18 protein-coding genes are annotated in these 23,252 nt (G+C 55.8%); 7 read left to right on the top strand and 11 right to left on the bottom strand.

The annotated features are described in order from the left end of the window. Nucleotides 1-8: 8 nt before the first annotated feature. Complete coding sequence (locus GN111_RS05385) at nt 9-866, bottom strand: hypothetical protein (RefSeq protein WP_170302142.1); 858 nt, start codon at nt 864-866, stop codon at nt 9-11. A gap of 7 nt (nt 867-873) precedes the next feature. Next, entirely contained in the window at nt 874-2,403 is a 1,530-nt protein-coding gene (gene guaA, locus GN111_RS05380) for a glutamine-hydrolyzing GMP synthase (protein ID WP_155302766.1), read from the bottom strand. A gap of 213 nt (nt 2,404-2,616) precedes the next feature. On the opposite strand from guaA, the gene mltF reads away from it, so the two are divergent. The 3 genes from mltF (at nt 2,617) to efp (ending at nt 5,537) form a co-directional block, all read left to right on the top strand. Next, nucleotides 2,617-4,092 carry a membrane-bound lytic murein transglycosylase MltF gene (gene mltF / locus GN111_RS05375; protein WP_155302765.1) on the top strand — a complete coding sequence of 492 codons (1,476 nt, stop codon included), beginning with the start codon at nt 2,617-2,619 and terminating at the stop codon, nt 4,090-4,092. A 90-nt stretch (nt 4,093-4,182) separates the two neighbouring features. Further along, a complete protein-coding gene (trpF, locus tag GN111_RS05370; RefSeq protein WP_170302141.1) occupies nt 4,183-4,944 on the top strand; it encodes a phosphoribosylanthranilate isomerase in 762 nt (253 codons plus the stop codon). 32 nt (nt 4,945-4,976) lie between these two features. After that, complete coding sequence (gene efp / locus GN111_RS05365; RefSeq protein WP_155302763.1) at nt 4,977-5,537, top strand: elongation factor P; 561 nt, start codon at nt 4,977-4,979, stop codon at nt 5,535-5,537. Nucleotides 5,538-5,567: 30 nt separating this feature from the next. Here efp and GN111_RS05360 read toward each other — a convergent pair whose 3' ends face one another. From GN111_RS05360 to GN111_RS05350, 3 genes are read right to left on the bottom strand one after another with little or no spacing between them, the layout of a single operon-like run. Continuing rightward, the gene (locus GN111_RS05360) at nt 5,568-6,320 is read right to left on the bottom strand and encodes a DUF3047 domain-containing protein (RefSeq protein WP_197740495.1); all 753 of its coding nucleotides are present in this window, start codon (nt 6,318-6,320) and stop codon (nt 5,568-5,570) included. After that, nucleotides 6,310-7,170: an ion transporter gene (locus GN111_RS05355; protein ID WP_155302762.1), complete on the bottom strand. Its 861-nt coding sequence runs from the start codon at nt 7,168-7,170 to the stop codon at nt 6,310-6,312. Before GN111_RS05355 ends, GN111_RS05360 begins: the two co-directional genes overlap by 11 nt. Further along, nucleotides 7,171-8,409: a hemolysin family protein gene (locus GN111_RS05350; protein WP_231715680.1), complete on the bottom strand. Its 1,239-nt coding sequence runs from the start codon at nt 8,407-8,409 to the stop codon at nt 7,171-7,173. It lies immediately after the preceding gene. 695 nt (nt 8,410-9,104) lie between these two features. Here GN111_RS05350 and GN111_RS05345 point away from each other — a divergent pair. Together GN111_RS05345 and GN111_RS05340 are read left to right on the top strand one after the other, a co-directional pair. Continuing rightward, nucleotides 9,105-10,220 (top strand): IS110 family RNA-guided transposase, encoded by a 1,116-nt coding sequence (locus GN111_RS05345; RefSeq protein ID WP_155301902.1) that lies wholly within the window; start codon nt 9,105-9,107, stop codon nt 10,218-10,220. A gap of 374 nt (nt 10,221-10,594) precedes the next feature. Beyond that, the gene (locus tag GN111_RS05340) at nt 10,595-13,510 is read left to right on the top strand and encodes a DEAD/DEAH box helicase (RefSeq protein ID WP_231715679.1); all 2,916 of its coding nucleotides are present in this window, start codon (nt 10,595-10,597) and stop codon (nt 13,508-13,510) included. 4 nt (nt 13,511-13,514) lie between these two features. On the opposite strand, the gene GN111_RS05335 is transcribed toward GN111_RS05340, so the two are convergent. The 3 genes from GN111_RS05335 to GN111_RS05325 form a co-directional block, all read right to left on the bottom strand. Further along, nucleotides 13,515-14,168 carry a lysoplasmalogenase gene (locus tag GN111_RS05335; protein WP_155302761.1) on the bottom strand — a complete coding sequence of 218 codons (654 nt, stop codon included), beginning with the start codon at nt 14,166-14,168 and terminating at the stop codon, nt 13,515-13,517. A gap of 195 nt (nt 14,169-14,363) precedes the next feature. Continuing rightward, complete coding sequence (gene queC, locus GN111_RS05330; RefSeq protein WP_155302760.1) at nt 14,364-15,059, bottom strand: 7-cyano-7-deazaguanine synthase QueC; 696 nt, start codon at nt 15,057-15,059, stop codon at nt 14,364-14,366. 249 nt (nt 15,060-15,308) lie between these two features. Continuing rightward, on the bottom strand, nt 15,309-15,998 hold the full coding sequence (locus GN111_RS05325) for a radical SAM protein (protein WP_231715678.1): 690 nt from the start codon (nt 15,996-15,998) through the stop codon (nt 15,309-15,311). Between the two features lie 191 nt (nt 15,999-16,189). On the opposite strand from GN111_RS05325, the gene manA reads away from it, so the two are divergent. Continuing rightward, nucleotides 16,190-17,392, top strand: coding sequence for a mannose-6-phosphate isomerase, class I (manA, locus tag GN111_RS05320; RefSeq protein ID WP_197740494.1), 1,203 nt, complete (start codon nt 16,190-16,192; stop codon nt 17,390-17,392). Between the two features lie 41 nt (nt 17,393-17,433). On the opposite strand, the gene GN111_RS05315 is transcribed toward manA, so the two are convergent. After that, on the bottom strand, nt 17,434-17,649 hold the full coding sequence (locus GN111_RS05315) for a hypothetical protein (RefSeq protein ID WP_155302759.1): 216 nt from the start codon (nt 17,647-17,649) through the stop codon (nt 17,434-17,436). 2 nt (nt 17,650-17,651) lie between these two features. Further along, complete coding sequence (locus tag GN111_RS05310) at nt 17,652-19,019, bottom strand: adenylate/guanylate cyclase domain-containing protein (protein ID WP_170302140.1); 1,368 nt, start codon at nt 19,017-19,019, stop codon at nt 17,652-17,654. A 334-nt stretch (nt 19,020-19,353) separates the two neighbouring features. Between GN111_RS05310 and GN111_RS05305 the strand changes: the two genes are divergently transcribed. Next, on the top strand, nt 19,354-19,965 hold the full coding sequence (locus tag GN111_RS05305) for a hypothetical protein (RefSeq protein WP_155302757.1): 612 nt from the start codon (nt 19,354-19,356) through the stop codon (nt 19,963-19,965). A 4-nt stretch (nt 19,966-19,969) separates the two neighbouring features. Here the strand turns inward: GN111_RS05305 and acnA are convergent, their stop codons facing one another. Continuing rightward, a complete protein-coding gene (gene acnA, locus GN111_RS05300; protein ID WP_155302756.1) occupies nt 19,970-22,714 on the bottom strand; it encodes an aconitate hydratase AcnA in 2,745 nt (914 codons plus the stop codon). Nucleotides 22,715-23,252: the final 538 nt, after the last annotated feature.

Here is a 23,252-nt window from a genome sequence, read left to right as displayed (position 1 = left end):
CGGGGTCGTCAGTTTATGGTTTGTTCCTCGATCTTTTCGGTAGGGGAGGGCGGTGCAGCCGGTTGGGGCGCAGAAGACGTTTCAGGTTGTGGAGCGGGCACCTCGGTTCGCCGACTTTTTAGGCGTTGATTCAGATCTTCGATGCGTTTGTCCATGGCAGCCAGTTTTTGCTGCAATTCACGAATCCGTTCCTTGACCATTTCCTGGAGGGCCAGCCGTTCCAAGCCCAGGGTCAGTTCCATCGAAGACTTGTTGAGTTTTTCCGTTTCTAACTGGCTGGTTTTGCTTTCGATCTCCGCAAGACGACCCTGATCTTGTCTAAGGCCGTCGGCCATGATCTGAATCTGGCCGGACAACTCCTCGTCGAACTTGCTCAACGCAGCGTCCAGATCGGACACTTCCTTTCGAAGGGCGGCGATGCCCGCGTCCGTCTTTTTCTCCACGGCGGCCAGGGCTGACCGGTCCGGTTTGGCATCGATCAAGCGTTTCATCTCGGCCGTGGACTTTTTAAGATTTACCTGCAGGGCGGCGGTGGCGGTTTCCAGTGTCTGGGATGTTTTTGACAGTTCTTCCTCGATTTTGGCCTGCTTGAGGGAAAGGGACGAAAATCGCGACTCCAGGTCCTTGGAAAGGTTCTGGACCCCCATGGAACCGGTATTCTGGGTATTGATCACCCGGTTTTTGATATCCAGATAGGCAATGGCCAATACGATCACCAGCAGGCAGGGGATCAGTACGGCAACCAGAGTGATCCGGGTGCTCAATTTTTCGATGCGCAGATTTTCCGCATCGGCAACATAAAGCGAGTCCGGCGCATTTTCTTCGTCACGAATGGTGAAGCGGGCGTCGTCGTTTTCCGTAGTCATCGGTCGGCTATTCCCATTCAATGGTGCTCGGCGGTTTGGAACTGATGTCGTAGACCACCCGGTTAACCCCGCGCACCTCATTGATAATCCGGTTGGAGATCTTGCCCAGCAGCTTGTGGGGTAACCTTGCCCAATCCGCGGTCATGGCGTCTTTGCTGGTTACCGCCCGGATGGCGACAATGTTTTCGTAGGTGCGGCCGTCGCCCATGATTCCCACGCTTTTGATGGGCAGCAAAACGGCAAAAGACTGCCAGACCTTGCGGTAGTAGCCGGCTGCCCGGATTTCTTCCAGCAGCACCGCGTCCACTTCGCGCAGCACATCCAGACGTTTTTTGGTGATCTCCCCGATCACCCGGATGGCCAGCCCCGGTCCGGGAAACGGCTGGCGCCATACCAGATCGTCGTCCAATCCCAAGGTTTTTCCAAGTTTACGGACCTCGTCCTTGAACAGATACTTTAAGGGTTCAACCAGTTTGAGCTTCATTTTTTTCGGCAGCCCGCCCACATTGTGATGGGACTTGATCACCGAGGTCGGACCGCCGAAAGCCGACTGGGATTCGATGATGTCGGGATAAAGGGTCCCCTGGGCGAGAAAGTCGGCATCTTTGATTTTTTTGGCCTCGGCCTCGAACACATCCATGAACACCTTGCCGATGATTTTTCGCTTGCGCTCCGGGTCGGTCACCTTAGAAAGGGCCTTTACAAATTTGGAAGCGGCCTTGACGAAACGAATGTTGATGTTGAGCCGGCTTTTCAGCTTATGCTTCAACTGGGTGGCTTCGTCTTTTCGCAAAAGACCGTTGTCGACAAAGATGCAGGTGAGGTTTTTGCCGATGGCCCGGTGAATCAGCAGTGCGGCAACAGAGGAGTCGACCCCGCCCGAAAGCCCCAGAATCACCTTTTTGTCGCCAACGGTTTCCCGGATCTGGTCGATGGTTTCCCGGGCGAAGGATTTCATGGTCCATGAAGGGTTGCATCCGCAGATGTCGAACAGAAAATTACGGATCATTTTGCGCCCTTCGGCAGTATGCTCTACTTCCGGATGAAACTGGACACCGAAGAATTTTTTGCGGGCGCTGGCCATGGCAGCCACTTTTGTGTTGCCGGTGGAGGCCGTAACGGTAAATCCTTTGGGCAGGGTATCGATGGAGTCTCCATGGCTCATCCAGGTGACGGTTTCCTTGCCGACGCCTTTGAAAAGCCCAATCTGTTTTTTGGCGTTCAGGGCGGCAAAGCCGTACTCACGTTTGGCGGCTTGCTTGACCTTTCCGCCCAGGCTGTCCACCATGAAATGCATGCCGTAGCAAATGCCCAGTACCGGAATGCCCAGCTTGAAAATGCCGGCATCCACCCGGGGACTGTTGGTTTCGTAAATGCTGGACGGTCCGCCGGAAAGAATAATGCCTTCAGGAGCCAGCGAGCGAATCTGATCGGCGCTGACGGTGGGCGGTTCGATCTGGCAATAGACACGGCATTCCCGAACCCGACGGGCGATGAGCTGGTTAAACTGGGATCCGAAGTCGATGATGACGATCATGGCGATTCTCCAAATGAACGCATTTGGTGCGTTTGGTACTTAAACCATCACAAATACGCTATAATTCAACGGGTTGAACGATTTGGGGGGTCATAGCACTATCCCGGGAAAAAGGCAACTGGACGAAGCATCTTCTCCGGGTTGCTAAAATCCCCTTCTGCGATTATAGAATATGCCGGATCGACTGGACGATGTTGCTGATTAAACAAGAGGATGCAATCCGGTCCGGACGCTTGCTGCCGGATCCGGGTGCAGATTGAATCGACCAACATGGTTATGGATGTGCTGAAGCGAATCGGGTTTTGCCTGCTGCTCCTGTCGTGGGTGTTGACCCTGTGGGGATGCGATGGGCCCCTGACCCAAAATGACCTGGAGGGACTCATATCCAGAGGCGAGTTGGTGTTGATCACCCGCAACAATGCCGCCTGCTATTACATCGGCCCCCACGGTCCCGCCGGATTCGAATACGAACTGGCCAGAGACTTTGCCGATTACCTGGGGGTAAGCCTGCGCGTAAAGGTCATCGAAGATGAGGCCGGGATGATCGCCGCCCTGAAAGACGGGCAGGGCGATGTGATTGCCGCCGGCTTTCCCTTCGGCCGCCAGTCGGCCCGTCTACTTGAATTGGGACCGGGCTATTTGGATGTGGAACAGCAGGTGGTGGGACACCGTGCCGGCCCGGAGATCAAAAGCGAAAAAGAACTCGAAGACTATACCCTGTGGATGACCGGCAGCAGCGCCCGTATCGAGATTTTGAAATCCATGCGCGAGAACTATCCGGGCATTCGGTGGCAGATTCTTACCGCTTACAATACCGAAGATCTGCTTCAGATGGTGTACAATCGTGCTTTGCCGTTGACACTTGTCGATTCCAATATCTTGTCCATGAACCGCTATTATTACCCCGAGTTGAAAATCCTGTTGACCTTGGGAACGCCCCAATCCCTGAACTGGGCAACGGATCCGCGCAACCGCCATCTGAGCCAGTCCATGCACACCTGGTTCGCCAAGGAAGAGACCCGCAAAAAGATCCGGGGACTTGTCGACCATTATTACAGCCATCTGGAATCTTTCGATTACGTCGATCTGGCCCGGTACCGACGGCGGATTAAGGTGCGGCTTCCCAAATATCGTCAGTATTTCGAAGCCGCCGCTAAAAAGTACAAACTGGACTGGAGGCTGGTGGCAGCCATGGCTTACCAGGAGTCGCACTGGAATCCCAAGGCCAAAAGTTACACCGGCGTTCGGGGAATCATGATGCTGACACGCGAAACCGCTGCCTCTTTAGGCATTGAAAACCGCCTGGACGTAAAGGCTTCCATTTTTGCCGGAACCCGCTACCTGGCGCGATTGCGGCGTCAGGTGGGCTCGGACGTGCTCGAACCGGACCGCACCTTGATGGCCCTGGCGGCCTACAATATCGGTTTTGGCCATCTGGAAGATGCCCGTTTACTGGCCAAAAGGCTGGGCAAAGCGGATGACACCTGGCACGGTGTCCGGTCGGTGCTGCCGCTGCTGCAACAGAAGAAATATTACAGCACTTTAGAGTACCGGTACGCGCGCGGCAGCGAAGCGATGATTTACGTAGACCGCATCCGGACCTATTATAAAATGCTTCAGCCGGTTCTGGACGAATTGGCTCCCGACCTGGCTAAAGAGGTCGCTCACCGTGTGTACCCGGGATTGTGAGCCGGTTTGCACAAAGGCGGCGAATGTGGTAGAGACGGCCACCGGAACTTCAGGGTCGGTGCCTTTAACCGTTCAGGAATGTTGAAGATAATGACGCACCCCATTGTACAGATCTATGAAATACAGACCCCCGAAGAGGCCCGCAAGATGATCGCTTTGGGGGTCGATCATATCGGCAGCGTGGTACCCTCGCAAAAGGACCGGCACGATCCGGTTCTTCAAGAAACCGTTGCAACGGTCCGCAAAATGGGGGCCGTCAGCAGCCTGATCCCCCTGTACAATGATACGGACGCGGTACTGGAAACCCTGGACGAATACAGGCCGCATATCGTGCACTTTTGCGACCACCTGAATTCCGGCCGGGAGCGAAGCATCGAAGAAGCGCTGGCATTGCAGGAGGCGGTCAGGCGTCGATTTCCCGACATCCGTATCATGCGCTCCATTCCCATCGGACGGCCGGGGATGGCCGACGACCAGGCGGTGTTGGTGCTGGCCGCGCGGTTGGAACCCATGAGCGACCTTTTTTTGACTGACACGGTGCTCAGCGGGACGACGGGCTCCGGCGACACCGAGCAGCCTGTCAACGGTTTCGTGGGCATCACCGGGTTGACCTGCGATTGGGATGTTGCAGCCAAACTGGTGACTTGGTCTCGCATCCCGGTGATTCTGGCCGGGGGCATTTCCCCGGAAAACGTCGCCGCAGGGGTTCTTCAGGTCGGCCCTTTCGGTGTGGACAGCTGTACCTGCACCAATGCGGTCGACGACACGGGGCGACCCATACGCTTTAAAAAAGACCCCCAACGGGTGGAAAAACTCATTGCTGAAACCTGCCGGGCAGGTGATAAAGGTTAATTTAAAGAGATTTATGAAGGAGGACAAAAGATATGTACGAAAGCAGTGATTTACGTAAAGGGCTGAAAATTGAAATCGACGGCGATCCATATGTGGTCGTTCAGTTCGAATTCGTGAAACCCGGCAAAGGGCAGGCGCTATACAAGTGCCGGCTCAAGAACATGATCACCGGTGCGCAGTTCGACAAGACCTATCGTTCCGGCGAGAAATTCAATGAAGCCAATCTGGAAGAGGTGGAGATGGAATATCTCTACTTCGACGGCAACGCTTACTGTTTTATGAATTCGTCCAACTACGAGCAGGATTTTCTTTCCGAAGAACAGGTCGGCGAAGCCAAAGCCTTTCTCAAGGAAAACACCGTCTGTAACGTGCTCATGTTCGAGAAAAAGGCCCTGGACGTCTCCCTGCCCAATTTTGTGGAACTGACCATCACCGAGGCCGAACCCTGGGCCAAAGGGGATACGGCCGCCGGCTCCACCAAGCCTGCCACCCTGGAAACCGGTCATGTGGTTCAGGTGCCGCCTTTTGTCAACGAGGGCGAAAAAATCCGCATCGATACGCGCACCGGACAGTATGTGGAGCGGGTGAAATAAAACCGGAGGAAGGAAGTCGGAAGTCGATCCTCACTCTTCCATCTTCCGGGAAAAAACCACATCTCCGTACCAGGCGGTCGCCGATTCGCCGGTGTTGTCCGTGTCGGTCATCACGGCAACACCGGATAGGCGGGGCGGATTTTTGCCGAAGGCGCGCCTGAAATCCTCGACGATGTTTCTGCGGTGCATTCGCCACTGATTCAAATGCACCGGGCCGCTCTCCACAACGATCATTTGAACGCGATCCGTGTAAGGGTTCGGATGGATGGTTTCCACCGGGGCCCGGTTGCCCCATACGTAAGCCAGGGCTGCCGAAGGCGGCGTTTTGCCGTACACCATCCGGACAGCGGCCAGGCGGGTCCGCTGGAAAAAACTCAGATCTTCCGGGTTCTCGGCAAAGGTGACGTATATTCGGGCAGGGTAGTCATCGCCCGATTTTTGAGTCACATCCCCTTTGGCAATCACACGGTTTACCTTCCATTCCCAGGACAGCAGCGGATAGGCCCCGGGATCCGCATCCAACTTCCTTACCAGGCCGGATGCCGAAGCCTGGCTGTCGGCCCGCAGGACAGTTCTGCCGCCATCGTTGACCAAGGTGTAGCGGGTGTGGGCTTCGATTTTGTCGAAAGTCATGGGCGTCCAGCCCGTCACCGCACCGCCCGGATCCATTTTCGAAAAACGCTCCAGGATCATGTCGGGCTTGTCCGATCCGCAAACGGCAACAGGGACCGCTGCCGCCATCAGCAGGAAAAAACCATATCGTAACAATTGCTTAGGTCCCATCGTACTCCTGATAAATGATGTGGCCGCAGGATTTGCAGTGCGAGGCATCTTCGTCATGATAGCGCAGTCCGCAGTGGGAACAGACGATGTCGCGTTTGCGGGCGATGTGGATCCACTCCTTGACGATGCGGCTGACCTGCCAGGGGATCAAAACGATGCCGGACAGGATCATCAAAATGGTCACCCATTTGCCGCCTTCGGACAGGGGTGTGATGTCCCCGAAACCGACCGTTGTCAGGGCCACGACGGTAAAGTAAAAGGCATCGGTGAAGGTGCCCACGCCGGCATTGACCGGGTGTTCCACTTCGTAAAAGAGGATGGACGAAACGAAGAAAATGATGACAATGGTCAGAAAAAGTCGCAGCACCCGCAGCAGTTGATGGGTAATGCGCCCGAAAAAGAAATCGGGGTCGGCGGTAAACCGGAAAAAGCGCAGGATTCTAAAAATCCGCAGGCCCCTGACCACGCCGAGTGCTCCAAGGTCAGCCTCGATGCCCCCGGCGGAATATAGAACCAGGATCAAGGTCGGCAGGATGGCAACCAGATCGATGATGGAGTATATGTCGCGCACCTGTTTCCAGCGGTTCCTGGCGCCGTATAACCGGGCCATGTACTCGAGAATGAAAACGGCGACGATGAGAATCTCCGCCCGCCACATGAACGTCCTCAATTCGGCGGAGACGGGATACGTTTCCACCACGAGGATGGCGCAAACGGCCAGGTTCAGGCCGATGATGAGGATGTCGATGAGTTTGCCGGGCAGGGTGGTACAGTCGATCAGATAGAACTGCAAGGCGGTGCGGAAGTCCCTGGCAGGGTGGGGAGTCGGATCGGCCGCCCGCGGATTCATCTATCCGTCGGCCTGGGGCGCCAGGGCCTGCACCAGATAGCGTTTGATGCGGTTGCCGTCCATTTCCAGGACCACGACCTTGTAGCCGGCAATGGTGAAGGCCTCGTCCTCCTCGGGGATTCTGCCGATGGTGTCGAGGATGAATCCGGAAAAGGTGTCGTACTCCTTGGACTCGGGAATGGGCATGCCGATTTTCCGATTGACCTCCTCGATGTCGGATTTGCCCAGAACCACCCACTCTTTGGGTTTTCTGCGGACGATGTGCGGCTCTTCCTTGTCGGTTTCGTCCCGGATTTCGCCGACCAGTTCCTCTATGGCGTCTTCCAGAGTGATCAGCCCGGACACGCCGCCATATTCGTCCACGATAATGGCCATGTGGTTTTTGCGGGCCTTGAACTGATGCAGCATGCGGTCCAGTTTCTTGTTTTCCGGCACGAAATAGGGCGGGCGCATGATGGCCCGGACATCGACCGGAGCGTCCGAGGTGGCCTGGTGCATGAAGATGTCCTTGATATTCAGGATGCCGATCACATGGTCGCTGTCGTCTTCAATCACCGGAATGCGGGTGAAACCGGATTCGGCAATGGCTTTGAAATCCAGGGGTTCGTTGGCGTCCACCACGAACATGTCGGCACGCGGGGTCATGATTTCCGAGGCGCTGGTGTCGTCGAGCTCGAAGACATTGTGAATCATTTCCCGCTCTTCTTCCTTGATGACGCCCTGTTCCTCGACCACCTCCACAAAGGTGATCAGTTCCTCTTCAGTAGCCGAGGGGGTCTTGCTCATCTTGCCGGTAATGCGGGGGATGAAATTGAGAAACAGGATGATCGGGTAGAACAGCAGCGACATCCAGTAGATGGGAAAAATCGTCAGCCTGGCAATAAGGATGTTGTTGCGGGTGGCGAATGATTTGGGAATGACCTCACCGAAAACCAGGATCAGGAACGTCATGCCACCGGTGGCCAGTCCCACGGCGTAGTTGGCGAAAACATTGATGGTCAGGGCGGTGGCGATCGCCGAAGCGGCCACGTTGACCACGTTGTTTCCGATCAAAATGGTGGTCAGCAGTTTATGAGGGTCGTCCTTCATGCGCTTGATCAACTGGTAGGCCCGGTCTTTTTCCTTGGCCAGATGCCTTGCGCGGGTCTGGCTGATGGAAAACAGGGCCGTCTCCGCCGATGAGAAGAACCCCGACAGCAAAAGCAGGACCAAAAGAATCAATAATTGGCTTACCATCATCCGCCTGCTCCTGTATGGCCGGTGCATGGGCAGGGATGAAAACCGATCAGTCGGTTTGGCTTACATGCAAAGCAAGCGAAGCGAACTTGCATCCCGTTCGGGCAAACGTTACCCGGGCCGGATAAAAAAGGATCGTCCAACGCTAATGCCTTCCTCTTGAATTGGGAGATGGTGTCATGCGATAGTGGCCCTTCCCGTCCAGGGCAGCAGGGCCTTTTGGGGTGAGGGTTGCCGCTCGTTATTTGGCGATCTGCCTTGCTCGAACAACGTTACTATAGCGTATTTTTTCAGTTTTTCAAGACATACTGAACATAAAAGCATCGGGTGGCGCACCACGAAAGCGTACCCGTTCATGGGGTTGAAATGCCCAATGTACCGCAACTGCCTGATCAGTAAGCGTTTACAGGGTGCCGCAGATGTAAGGCGCCGGGCATGCAGACGGTTTGGTGGTCAACCTTCAAGACATAATGGTTGACAGTTTAGACCGAGCAACACGGTGAATCTATGAGAGCAACCCGCGAAAATCCATCATGACCTCCGACGAGCATTTTTAGGGGCCCATTCTCGGCCATGATGATTTTCGCTGGACTCCGCAGCAATCCCGGATAAAAAAACCTGCCATCCTTGCAAACGTGGGTTATGTTGGATGTCGTCTGATAAACCCCAACACAGAGCCAAAATCAAGGAGGCAGGTCATGACAAAGCATAACACATTTATCGGTATGGACGTCCATAAAAATTCCATTGATATCGCAATTGCTGACGAAGGCCGTAAAGGACAAGTGCGTCATTATGGCAAAATCGATGGCACTCTTTCCACCTTGGACAAGGTCGTTCGCAAACTGGTCAGCACGGGCAACCGACTACACTTTGTGTACGAAGCCGGTCCTTGTGGCTATCAGATCTATCGCCATCTTTCCGATCAGGGATTCGATTGTGATGTGGTCGCACCATCCAGGATTCCCAAGCCCAGTGGAAACCAAATCAAAAATGATCGTCGCGATGCTCTGATGCTGGCCCGTCTGCATCGTTCCGGCAACCTTACCGCTGTCTACGTTCCCCGTGCCGAAGACGAAGCCATCAGGGATTTGACCCGAGCCAGGGAAGATGTAAAAAATGACGAGAAAAGAAGTAAACATCGTCTGCTATCTTTCCTCCTTCGCAGTGGGATCCGCTATACGGGTGGATCGCCGTGGAGCATAGCCCATATGCGCTGGCTGTCTGACATCAAGATGCCTCATCAGTCCCAACAGGTCGTCCTGCAAGAGTATATCGGCACCGTGAATCAATGCAAAGAACGCGCACAACGATTGACCGAACAAATCCAACAGCTACTGCCCGAATGGCAGCTGTACCCAATTGTTCAGGCACTTCAGAGCATGCGCGGTGTCTCAACAATTGTGGCGGCCACGACCGTTGCCGAGATCGGCGACCTGAAACGGTTCCAAACACCAAGCGAACTGATGAGCTATCTGGGTCTGGTGCCGTCGGAGCACTCCAGTGGTCCAAAAACAAAGCGCGGTCCGATTACCAAAGCTGGAAATGGACATGTCCGCCGTGTCCTGACCGAGGCAGCCTGGGCATATCGGCTGCCGGCCCGGGTCAGCCGGGCATTGCTCAAACGACAAGAAGGCCTGCCAGAATCCGTCTGTGATATTTCGTGGAAGGCGCAACTCCGGCTTTGCTCTCGCTACCGTCGACTATGGAACAAAGGAAAAGCGAAACAAGTTGTCGTAACGGCCATTGCACGGGAACTATGCGGATTCATGTGGGCAATCGCAAATGAAATTGAAGTACCGGCAAACAACTAACCCAAACAGATAATCAAAGAACAACTGGCAACAATCTAACGGAGATCATTTAACAAACAAATCCAACAACGTTCCAGGGCAGTTACAGGGGCGCAACCACGGTCAGGAGAACCCTCGAGGGCACTATTGGATAGGTCGTTTGGCCGAACTCCCGAATCAAGACCGAGGCAGCTCCACGACGAAGCTATGTCATGCGGTATCCAATCCGCGAATATCAGAGTGATCAACCGTCGCAACTCTGGTTCCGCTCCTTTGAGTGCCCTGGAACATAGCACTGACAAGGACCGCTGAAAAACAGTTGGCAGGGAGTTATTTTTTCTCTTGACAACTGTCAACCATATCAGTGCCCGGGAACAAAGCAGATGCGGTATCCTGTGAATGCTTACGCGAAAGAAATCATGACCCACAGCCATCCCATCGAGGAATACATCCTGGCCCTGAAAGCCGCCAAACCCTTTGAAGGCCAGGTGGCCTACCATCGCGAGTTCGCACCCATCGAACCGGTGTACGCCACCCCCGCCAAGCTCTGGCCCGAACCCATTCAAGCCGTGCTGGCGAACCTTGGAATCGACCGTTTATACCGCCATCAGGTTCAAAGCATGGACGCGATCCGTCAGGGGAAACATGTCGTGGCCGCCACCGCCACGGCTTCCGGCAAAACCCTGACCTATTGCCTGCCGGTAATCGAATCCGTTTTTCAGGATCCGGAAGCTCGCGCCCTTTTCATTTACCCGTTGAAGGCATTGGCCCAGGATCAGCGCAAAACCATCGGGCAAATCGCTTCCCACCTCACACCGATAGAGCTGCGGTCCGAGATTTACGACGGAGATACCTCGGCCTACCGGCGCAAGAAAATCCGCGACAATCCACCCCACATCCTTTTGACCAATCCGGAGATGATCCACCTTTCTATCTGCCCCCATCATGACCGCTGGGCCGATCTGCTGGCCCGGCTGCGTTTCGTGGTCGTTGACGAGGTGCATACTTACCGGGGCATCCTCGGCTCGCACATGGCCCAGGTGTTCCGCCGCCTCATGCGACTGTGCCGTCACTATGGCGCGGCACCCACCTTCGTGTTCACGTCGGCCACCGTGGCCAATCCCGAGGAACTGGCTTTTCAACTGACCGGATTGACCGTGGAAACCGTCGAGGAAAGTACCGCAGGAACGGGAAAGCGCCATCTACTGGTGATCGATCCGGTGGACGGGCCCCTGACTGCCACCCTGATGCTGCTCAAGGCGGCCCTGAGCCGGAATCTGCGGACTATCGTTTACACCCAGTCCCGCAAACTGACGGAGCTTTTGGCCATCTGGGCCAAAAACCGTTCCGGCGCCTTTGCCGACCGTATCAGCGCCTATCGTGCCGGATTTCTGCCCGAGGAAAGGCGGGAGATCGAAGCCAGACTGGCCTCCGGTGAACTGCTGGCGGTGATCAGCACCAGCGCGCTGGAACTGGGCATCGATATCGGCAGCCTGGATCTGTGCCTTCTGGTGGGCTATCCGGGATCCATTGTGGCCACCTGGCAGCGCGGCGGACGGGTGGGGCGCAGCGGGCGGGAGTCGGCGGTGGTTCTGGTGGCCGGGGAGGATGCTCTGGACCAGTTTTTCATCCGGCATCCGGAGCAACTGGTAGAGCGGCCGGCGGAAGCCGCCGTGGTTAACGCCGCCAATGCGGATGTGATGGATCGGCACCTGGTGTGTGCGGCGGCGGAACTCGCCCTGAAAACCGACGATCCCATGCTGAAACCCGAGGCGTTCAGAGCAGGCATCGACCGTTTGGTCACCGACGGCCGGCTTTATCTGAGCGCCGACGGCACGACCTGCTACTCGCCGCTTAAAAGCCCCCATCGTCATGTGGACCTGCGGGGTTCCGGCTCCCGTTTCGTCATCGTCGATGAATCGGACGAACGGGTGCTGGGAGAGATCGACGGTTTCCGGGTCTACCGGGAGGCCCATCCGGGCGCCATCTACCTGCATCGCGGACAAACCTTTCGGGTAAACTCCCTGGAGCCGGAAACGCGAAAGGTCCGTGTCGCTGCCGCACGGGTTTTCTACCACACCCGGGTGCGATCCGCGAAGGATACCCGAATTTTGGAAATTTTCGAGCAAAAGCCGGTCTACGCCACCACCATGGCCATCGGCAGGCTGCGGGTCACCGAACAGGTCAGCGGTTACGACCGCATCGATACCCGCAACGGTAAAGTGCTCGAACGCTGCCCTCTGGATCTGCCGCCCATGACCTTCGAAACCCAGGGGCTCTGGTTTAGCGTGCCCGCTGCAATTATCGGACAGGCGGAAACGGCCTGGATCCATGTCATGGGGGGACTTCACGCCGTGGAACACGCGGCCATTGGCGTTTTCCCCCTTTTGGTGATGGCGGACCGCAACGATTTAGGGGGCATTTCAACCAACTACCATCCTCAACTGGAGGCTGCCGGGATTTTTATCTACGATGGATTGCCCGGAGGTGCCGGGCTGTGCATCCAGGCCTTCAAACAGGGCCGGGAATTGCTGGACGTCACCCGGGGTGCCATTGTCGACTGTCCCTGTGAAAACGGCTGCCCTAGCTGCGTGCATTCGCCGAAATGCGGCTCCGGGAATCGTCCCATCGACAAAAATGCCGCTTTGTTTTTATTGAACGCCTTAAAGGATAGCCAGGCGCCGAAAAGTCCGGCTTTTTTTTCGATTGCTGAAAAAGAAGATGGAGAGCCTGGAAAGGCGAAGATTTCTCCGGACGAAAAAAAAGCCCATGGTGCAGCGGTTCGTTACGGCGTGCTGGACATCGAGACCCAGCGGTCCGCCAAGGAGGTGGGCGGATGGCACCGGGCCGCGCAAATGAAGGTAAGCTGTGCCGTGCTCTATGACTCGAAAGAAGATGCCTTCTTTGAATATGTCGAGGGACAGGTCCCGGCATTGTTTGAAAAGCTTCGGGAACTGGATCTGGTGATCGGGTTCAACATCAAGCGATTCGACTATCGGGTGCTTTCCGCCTACACCGATATGGATTTCGGGTGCATTCCCACCCTGGACCTGCTGGAAAAAGTCAAGGAACGGCTGGGCTATCGCCTTTCGCTGGACCACCTGGCCTCGGAGACACTGGATGCCGGCAAAACGGCCGACGGCCTGGACGCGTTGCGCTGGTGGAAAGAGGGCAAGATGGCCAAAATTCTTGAATACTGCCGGTCGGATGTGGCCATCACCCGGGATCTGTTCCGGTTCGGTCGCGAGAATCGTTACGTACTGTTCCGCAACAAGGCCGAGCAAATCGTGAGGCTGCCGGTGGATTGGTGAACGTTCATGGCACCCAACCCGCTGAAAATGCCAGCAGGAACTGGGCGGAATAATAAAGGGGCAGGCCGATTTGCCGGTTAACGATGGCATCCACCAGAAAGCGCTGGCGGGCCACGAAAAGGTCCGAGATGTAAAACAGGACGGCTCCGAGCAGGATGACAGCTCGCGCGGTCCCCGGCAGGGCTGCATTGGCGGCCAGTCCTGCCGCGGCGCACACCATAATGCTGATAACGACCATGTAGGCCAGCACAGGCACCTTCATCTCTTCCAGATGGGGGCCCAGCCAGCGCCAGACTAAGGCAGCCGCAAAAAGGAGCACGATCATGGCCACGGCCATGATCGTGCCGACCCGAGCGGCCGTAAAAAAGGCTGCTGTATACATCACATGGCCCAGCAAGAAACTGACCAGACCGCCGAGAAAAGCCTTGTCAGACCCCATCCCCAAAAGAACGTCGCCTCCCAGGCAAAACACCAGGGCTGCCAGAATCAGGCCGGAGAAAAAAGGGTTTTGGGACGGCTGAAGGGTCCAGGCAACGATGAATAACAGCGACAGGGGCGTTTTGAAGGTCAGGATCTTTTTAGGGGAGTTTGTTTTTTCAGCCTGGATCAGTCCCGCCAGCAGCGCAACCGCCAACACAAGAACCACGGCAAATTCCATTTGAGTTTCTCCTTTCGCGTTCGCAACGTTGATGAACTCGTACAAAGTCTGAAATCGAGAGTTGGCGTCATTCCGGCGGATGCCGGAATCCAGTCATTTCAATATGTTCTGGATACCGGATCAAGCCCGGCATGACGGGCTTGGGGCATATCAACATATGGCTTTAACAAAGATGTTAGGTTGTCGCCTTGATTATCAACCGGCATAGGGTGTGGGGTCTGTAATGCCAGCTGCCGCGAATCCGTTTTTACGCAGGATGCACGCATCGCAGCACCCGCAGGCCCGTCCGTCAGGAGCGGGGTCGTAGCAACTGTGGGTGATGCCGTAATCCACACCCAAGGCCGTTCCCGCCTGAATGATCTGGGCTTTGGTCATTTGGATCAGTGGGGTATGGATTGTCATGTGGCCTTGGCCCTCCACGGCCGCCTTGGTGGCCAGATTGGCCATGGTTTCGAAGGCCTGAATGTATTCCGGCCGGCAGTCAGGGTAACCGCTGTAATCCACCGCGTTCACGCCGATGAAGATGTCCCATGCGCCCAGCACCTCGGCCCAGGCCAGGGCATAGGATAGAAAAATCGTGTTGCGGGCCGGTACATAGGTGACAGGTATTTCGGCGGACATGGTCGATTCGCTACGGGATTTTGGAACCGCAATATCGGCGGTCAGCGCCGATCCGCCCACGGATCCAAGATCCACGCGGGCGATCAGGTGACGCTTGATCCCCATGGCAACGGCCACTTTTTCGGCCGCCTGCAATTCGAAATCGTGCCGCTGGCCATAGGCAAAACTGAGACTGTAGATCTCAAATCCCTGGTCAGCGGCCATGGCCAGCACCGTGGTGGAATCCAACCCGCCGCTGGACAATACGACGGCCTTTTTTATTTCGTTCATTGATATCTCCTGCAATAACAAATAAATTGCTTCAATTAAATGAAGTTATGCTTAATGAGTTTCTTAGAGGCCCGAGATCAAGGCTTGCGGGCCGCGAAAGCGAGCGTGAGCAAGCGAACAGCAAATCGGTCATCATCCGTACGGCGAACCTTTATGTTCCATCCCGAGGAGCGAGGCGTACCTGAACGTACTCCGCAGTGACGAGGGATGAAGCGTAACGCCGATATCGGGCCTCTAAGGAACTCATTCTCAAACGCCGCAATCTCGATTGGGCCAGATGACTGTATGTAATTGAATCTGCATCCGGGCACGGATGTGCGCATCCAGCATCCAGCGAGCCAGCAGATCCGGCGGCAACTGTTCGGCAACGTTGGAAAAGAGAATGCGGTCACGCGGCAGGACATCGGGCATCCGGTCCAGGGTTTGAAGGGCAAACCGAAAATCATCCTCATCGCCGATGACGAATTTGATCTGGTCATTGGCGGTAAGACGCGCGAGGTTGTCCGCATCGTTTTTGGACGCCTCGCCGCTGGAAGGGCATTTGATGTCCATAATACGGCTGCAGCGGCGGTCCACCCGATCAATGTTCAAAGAACCATTGGTTTCCACGAGGACTTCGTGACCTTGTGCCAGAAGGGCGGTTGCCAGTTCAGGGGTGCCCTTCTGCAGCAGCGGTTCCCCACCGGTGATTTCCACCAGACTGCAGCCAAACGATGCAACCCGATCTAAAATCTGCCCGACTGCCATTGTGCTTCCCTCATTAAATGCATAACGGGTATCACAATAGCGGCAGCGCAGGTTGCATCCGGTCAGACGCACGAAAACGCAAGGAAGCCCGGCGTGAACCGATTCTCCCTGGATACTGTAAAAGATTTCGTTTACCGTAAGGTTCATGGTAATAAGAATTGATGAACCCGTAAAAAGTACCAGATTCGTCATGCCGGACTTGATCCGGCATCCAGAACCAACTGAAATTGCTGGATTCCGGCTTGCGCCGGAATGACGAAAAGATGAAAATTTCGACTTTTTACGAGACTGTCAAGAATTAAGCTGAATTTTATTGAGAATCCTATATACCAACGTGCCGGAGGATGGCAAACCATAGTTCGATGCTTTTGGAGAAAACAATCGTGCAAATTTACCGCCTTGAAAACGTGATCCAGCCTTACGCCTGGGGATCGCGGACCGCCATCGCGGAGCTGACCGGGCAATCCGTTCCGTCTGAACATCCCCAAGCGGAATTGTGGATGGGTACGCACCCCAAGGGGCCGTCCACGGTCCTGTACCACGGCGCACGGTTGCCGCTCCAACGCCTGATCGAGAGACATCCATTTGAAATATTAGGAAAATCAACTGTAGAGAAATTCGACAGCGCCTTGCCCTACCTGTTCAAAGTTCTGGCAGCGGCCCAACCGCTTTCCATTCAGGCCCATCCCAGCAGATCCCAGGCCCAGGAAGGGTTTGAACGGGAAAACCGGATGGGAATTCCATTGGACGCACCGGACCGCAATTATCGGGACAGCAATCACAAACCGGAAATTATCTGCGCCCTGACTTCCTTCTTCGGGCTGAACGGGTTTCGCGCAACGGAAGAGATCCACCGGCTGATGACACCGGTCTGTCCAAAGGTGCTCGAAAAAGCCCTGCCGGAGCTTTTGAAACCGGGAAACCAGGGGCTGCGGAATCTGTTCGAAACCATGATGAAACTATCGGAGGATCAAAAGGAATCCGCCTGCAGGGAAATTACCGAAAAAGCAGGGCTTTTGAAGAACTCTTCGCCGGTTTACGAATGGATGATCAAACTGGCCGGCGCTTATCCCGGGGATATAGGAATCCTATCGACGGTCCTGCTGAATCTTATCCGCCTGGAACCAGGCCAGACCATGTATCTGCCTGCCGGTCAGCTGCACGCCTATCTGGATGGGGTGGGGATCGAACTGATGGCCAATTCGGACAACGTACTGCGCGGCGGTTTGACACCCAAGCATGTGGATGTGGAAGAACTGATGCGGGTGGTCCGTTTCACACCCACGCCGGTGGACATTATCCAGGCGAATCCGCTGCGACCCGGCGAAACGGTCTATCCCTGCCCGGCCGAGGAGTTCGCACTCGGCCGAATCCAGGCCACGCCTGAACGGCCTTATGTTTCTTCAAAAAAGAGAAGTGTGGAGTTGCTCCTGTGCACATCCGGGGAGGGGACGATCTGCTGCGAAGGTTTAACCGAGGAAATGACCGTGGCCAGGGGCGACAGCCTGCTGGTCCCCGCCGGCCTTTCGGACTATGCCCTTAACGGCGAAGTGACGCTTTACAAGGCTTCGGTCCCGCTGCCGTAATAATTTACGAAGCCGTCCCGAAAACGAACTTCACGATTTTACTAATAATTGTTTTCATCCTTAGAAAAAGCATCGAAGTCTTTTTCCTGAAGAAACCGGGAAATCAGTTCCGAAAGCGCATCGGCCGTATCCAACCGGTAGTGGCCCTTATCGTCCGTGCCGGCCTTTTTTTTGGTGTTGGCGACAACGGCCTGAAGCGCTGCTGCAGAAAGTTCAATATTGACATGCACCCGAACAAGTGGGCTGTTTTCCGACATGGCTAATCCTTTTTGGTCTCCAGCGGTGCCGGGGTCTGGATGTTGAGGATACGGGCGACGGCCAGAGTTCCCATTTCCGTTGCTGTCCGATCGGGAACCTGCCGGGGCGGCAGGTCAGCGATTCGCGTAAAAAAGTTGCGCAAAAATTCCCCCTGACGGTCGATGCCCAGCACCACCCGATCCACCAGTTTCTTGGGCAGTTGGACGACGGCGTGTTTCGTAATCCAGATCTCTCCCTTGCCGGCGAGAGCCGACAGATGGGAGGACTGATCCAAGGCCCCGCCGGGAATCATGAATTCCATGCAGTCGTCCGTGCCCGATACCTGTGTGTCGGTTTCGCCGTGACAGATGCCCATATTCATGCACAGTTCCTCGGCCCATCCCATTCGGGCCGCTATTTTTTCCTGCAGCCGCCGCATCCGTTCATTCATACGGGTGGCACAGCTGATGGCGCTGAATATGGGATTTCTGCCGGCATGACACTTGAACAGGTACCTGATCTGGGCGCCGTTGCATCCGACCCGAACGCCTCCAAGATCGGCCACCGCATCGTCGGTTGCCTCCCAGACCTGGTTCATCATTTTGAAGAACACGTCGGCAAGCATGGTGTCGGCGATGCGGTGAGAGTCGTTCAGCCTTGCCGACAGGACACAGATGGTCTCCTTGCGGTCGGCAGGCTCGATGAAAACGTCAGGCCTGTCGGTCGTTTTGTCTTCGGGTTCGGACCTGGACCATGGATCGCCGCGCAATAGAAAAAGGGTGCCTTCGGTGAATTGCAGGCAGAAAGCGCGAAGGGCCGATTGCCGCTGCCTGTTTTTTTCCCCTACAAGCGTGCTGTCCACTTGAAACCGATGGACGTGCGATTCCAAAACCCGGCCGCCGTCAGCACCGGGCCGATCTTCTCTGGCGATAAAATCCGTTTGTCGGTCGAACGTTTCCCGGGCGGTGGAGCGACGCAAGCTGGTGTAGACAAACGAAAAAAAAGCCTGCCAGTCCGAAAGGGATTCCTTGATTTCAGGTTGGAGCAACAGATTGAAGATATTATCGTCGGCGGAAGGCGCCAAGGTTCGGGCCAGGGCACTGGAAAAACGGTCCTTGCCGTTAGCGGCCATCCAACGGACGGAAAGGTCTCGGTCCACGAAGAAAGCCGGCGCTTCGATTTGATCCGGCATCAGGGACAAGGGCGGCAGGGCTCCAGGAATGGTCGGCGGATAATGGGCCTGCATGGCCGCATCATCATTGGACGAAACGGGCGCGGGGGGATCGCTGGGTTCCGGTTCCGGCCGACTCCGGCCAGACTGGTCAGCGGCCGTGAACCGTCGGGCGATTTCATTCATGGGATGACCGGTGGGGCCGTTGTCGTCTGGCATGGCGCTAAGTTCCTGTATGGTTGAGGCAGCATCTACGGTCGGCAACGGTTCTGGCTTCCAATGGAAAAGCTCGGCTCCTCCTTTTCCATCGCGTCCAGTTCCGTTTCTCGCAGTCATCGAATCGGTAAAGGATCGTGTCGAATTGGATTCACATTTATCCGAAATATGGGGAACAGGGTCAAGAAAAAATAGACCTCGGCGGACTTCTTTTTTGCGGGGTCGATCTATGGTATACAAATCCGTGAATTCGTGCCAGAGAATCGGTATCTTTATTCACAGTAGAGGCGCTGAGTAGGCAGAGATAAAAGCGGTTAGTTGGTTTGGTTGGTGAAATATGAACGATTACCAGCAGGAACAACTCGAAACACTACGTATCGTCCGCCAGGGATTGGCGCGCATGGATGCGTCCGAGCGCAGCGCGTTGAAAAATGAAATCGGCCCTTATGACCGTTTCAGGCAGGCGGTAGACGATTTTCTGCAACGCCATTTCAGCGACGTCTGCACCCGTCTTTGCTACCAGAGTCGGACCAGCGCCTGTTGCTCCAAAGACGGCATCATCACCTTTTTTGCCGATGCCGTGGTCAACGCGCTGCACGCCACCCCCGGACAACTGGACCGCATGGAGGCGGTTTTGCAGCAGGCCAACAACGGACACCGCTGCGTCTATCTAACCGAAGATGGATGCATCTGGGCCGTGCGGCCGGTGGTGTGCGCCATGTTTCTTTGCGACCGGGCCATGGAGACGGTGTTTGAAGCTGATCCCCGGGCCAAAATGCAGTGGCAGGAACTGCGCCGGCAGGAGAAATCCTTCAAATGGCCCGACCAACCGGTGCTCTTCGATGGTCTGGAAAAGGTTTTTCTCGACATGGGCTATCGATCCAGCCTCATGCACCTGAACCTGAGTCCGGGACTGCTGATGGTCAAGAAAAAAGCCGGCCTGCTGTAACCTTTCACACCGCCATCATTTTGCGGATTACGCAGGGTAGAATCCCCCCGTTTTCGAAATATTCCACATCCACTTCCGTATCCAGGCGCGAGGTGACCTTGAATTCGATCTCCTGGCCGTCCTCCTTGACGGCCTTGACCGAAAGCCGTGTACGAGGCGCCATGCCATCGATGCCCGAAATGGTGTAGGATTCCGAACCGTCCAGCCCAAGGCTTTGGGCGCTCTGACCTTCTTCGAACACCAGTGGCAAAACACCCATACCCACCAGATTGTTCCGATGGATGCGTTCGTAGGATTGGGCGATGACCGCTTTGATGCCCAGCAGGTTGGAGCCCTTGGCCGCCCAGTCCCGTGAAGAACCGGTGCCGTACTCCTTGCCGCCCAGAACGATCAGGGGGGTGTTTTCCTGCTTGTAGGCCATGGCGGCATCGTAGTTGAACATTTCCTTTTTCTCTGGGAATTTCAGGGTGTAGCTGCCCTGTTTGGGTGCTACCAATTGATTCATGATGCGGATGTTGCCGAAGGTGCCGCGCATCATGACCTCGTGGTTGCCGCGGCGCGAACCGTAGGAATTGAACTGTTCTTTGGTCACCCCGTTTTCGATCAGGTAGCGACCGGCCGGATAGTCTTCTGGGATGGCGCCAGCCGGCGAGATGTGATCGGTGGTGACCGTGTCGCCGAGCAGCAGGAAGGTACGGGCGTCGGCGATATCACCCGCAGGTTCCGTCTGCAGGGAAAATCCTTCGAAATAGGGTGGGTTTTTGATGTAGGTCGAGTCCTCGTTCCAGGCAAAGGTGGTGCTTTCGGGAACGTCCAGGGCCCCCCAGAAGCGGTCGCCGTCGAAAATCCGCGCGTATTCCTTTTGATAAAATTCCGCTTTGACGTGGGCATCGACCAGTGCCCCGATTTGATCCGAAGATGGCCACAGGTCATCCAGGTACACCGGCTGGCCGTTGGGATCGAGGCCCACCGGCTCGATGGTCAGGTCGATGTCCACCCGTCCGGCCAGGGCGAAAAGGACCACCAGCATGGGAGAAGCAAGGAAATTGGACTTGATGTTCTGGTGAATGCGGGCCTCGAAATTACGGTTGCCCGAGAGTACCGCCGCCACGTTCAGATCGTTTTCCACGATGATCTTTTCGATGGCCGGATGCAGCGGACCGCTGTTGCCGATGCAGGTCGTGCAGCCAAAGGCGGCCAGATGGAAGCCCAGGGCGTCGAAATAGGGCACCAGGCCAGCCGACTGGAGGTAGTCCTCGACGACCTTGGAGCCCGGCGCCAGCGAGGTCTTGACGAACGGCGGCACCTTTAACCCGCGGGCCACGGCGTTTTTGGCGATCAGGCCGGCGCCCATGAGCACATGGGGGTTGGAGGTGTTGGTGCAGGAGGTGATTGCGGCAATGACGATGTTCCCGTCTCCGATGATTACCGGCCGGTCGTTGATCTCCAGATCGAAGCGGCGCTGGGCCACCGGACGGCAGCGCAGTGCACGCACGGTCTTGCTGCCGGATTCGTCGTGAAATTCCGATAGCTGTTTCACCTCGGCGTCGCGGTCGTATTCGCAGCCCAGAATATCCGCGAAGGTCTTTTTCAGATCGGGCAGGGCGATACGATCCTGGGGGCGTGCGGGGCCTGCCAAGGACGGTTTCACGGTGGCCAGGTCCAGTTCCACCACCTGGGTAAATTCGGGATCCGCATCGCCGGTGTAAAACATGCCCGTTGTTTTGGCCCAGGCCTCCACCAGACGGGCGCGTTCGGTTCTACCGGTCAGCTTTAGATAGTCCAGGGTCTTTTCGTCGATGGGAAAAAAGCCCAGGGTGGCCCCGTATTCCGGGGTCATGTTGGCGATAGTAGCCCGGTCGGTGACGGAAAGGCTTTTCATGCCCGCTCCGAAATACTCCACGAACTTTTCGACCACATTGACCTTGCGCAGCATTTCGGTGATGGTGAGCACCAGGTCCGTGGCCGTGACGCCGGGCTTCAGTTTCCCGGTGAGGCGCACGCCGACTACCTCGGGAATGGACATGTAGTAGGGCTGGCCCAGCATCACCGCTTCGGCCTCGATGCCGCCGACCCCCCAGCCCATGACGCCGATGCCGTTGATCATGGGGGTGTGGGAGTCGGTGCCCACCACCGTATCGGGAAAGGCGATGGCCTTGTCGTCCGTCTCGTCGCTGATCACCACACGGCCGAGGTTTTCCAGGTTTACCTGGTGGCAGATGCCTGAATTGGGGGGCACCACCTTGAAATTGGAAAAGCTTTTCTGGGCCCATTTGAGCAGTTCGTAGCGTTCCCCGTTGCGCTCGTATTCCTTGGCTACGTTCTTTTCCAGGGAATCGTCGGTGCCGAAATTGTCCACCTGGATGGAATGGTCCACCACCAGTTCCGTGGGAACCAGGGGGTTGACCTTGGCGGGATCCTTGCCCAGGGCCTTGACCGCATCGCGCATGGCGGCCAGGTCCACCACCGCCGGCACGCCGGTAAAGTCCTGCATCAACACCCGGGCCGGGTGATAGGGGATCTCCACTGGAGCGTCGTAGCTCTTTTTCCAATGGACAATGTTGGAAAGGTCGTTTTCCTTGACCACGCGTCCGTCGAGCTTGCGCAGCAGGTTTTCCACCAAGATGCGGATGGAGTAGGGCAGCTTGTCGATGGGTGCGTCGGCGTCGGCGGCGTATTGATTGAAATCGAAAAAGGTGTAGCTTTTATCGTCGATGGTAAGGGCCTTTGCGTAATCCGTGTTTTTCATGGCGGGTCCTTTTTTTTATTGGCAGTTAAAAATGACAGTATCGAAAAAAGTTCCAGACTCGTCATGCCGGACTTGATCCGGCATCCAGAACAAATTGAAATGACTGGATTCCGGCATACGCCGGAATGACACCAACATGCTATTTCCGTATTTTTGCGAAACCATTAAAAATGGATGAAATCGTACGTCGTTCTCCGAATGGAAAATTGTGAGCATCACACCCGGCAACGGGGGATCGTTTGCCAAACCGTGCAATCCCCATAAATTAAAGGAAATCGAACCACAGGGCAAGCAAAAAAACGGAATTTTCCGGTTCAGGCGGCTTCAAAGCCGTCCGCAGGCAATCTTTTCCCTGGGGACGCATTGGCGCTTGACAAACGTGTGGTCATGGCCCATTGACGGTTCCAAAATGGTTTCACCGCAGAGGTGAAGGGGACGCAGAGAGATCAAATCGTTTGATTTGTTGATTGGTTTAATTAGTTGATTGGTTCGAAACCCGGGATGTGGGCTTTGAGATCTGAGATTTGCGCAGTGAGAT

The organism is Desulfosarcina widdelii, assembly GCF_009688965.1.
In the GTDB taxonomy this organism is placed as follows: domain Bacteria; phylum Desulfobacterota; class Desulfobacteria; order Desulfobacterales; family Desulfosarcinaceae; genus Desulfosarcina; species Desulfosarcina widdelii.
The sequence above is the reverse complement of the archived record's forward strand: the minus strand, read 5'-3'. Positions and strand labels throughout refer to the sequence as shown.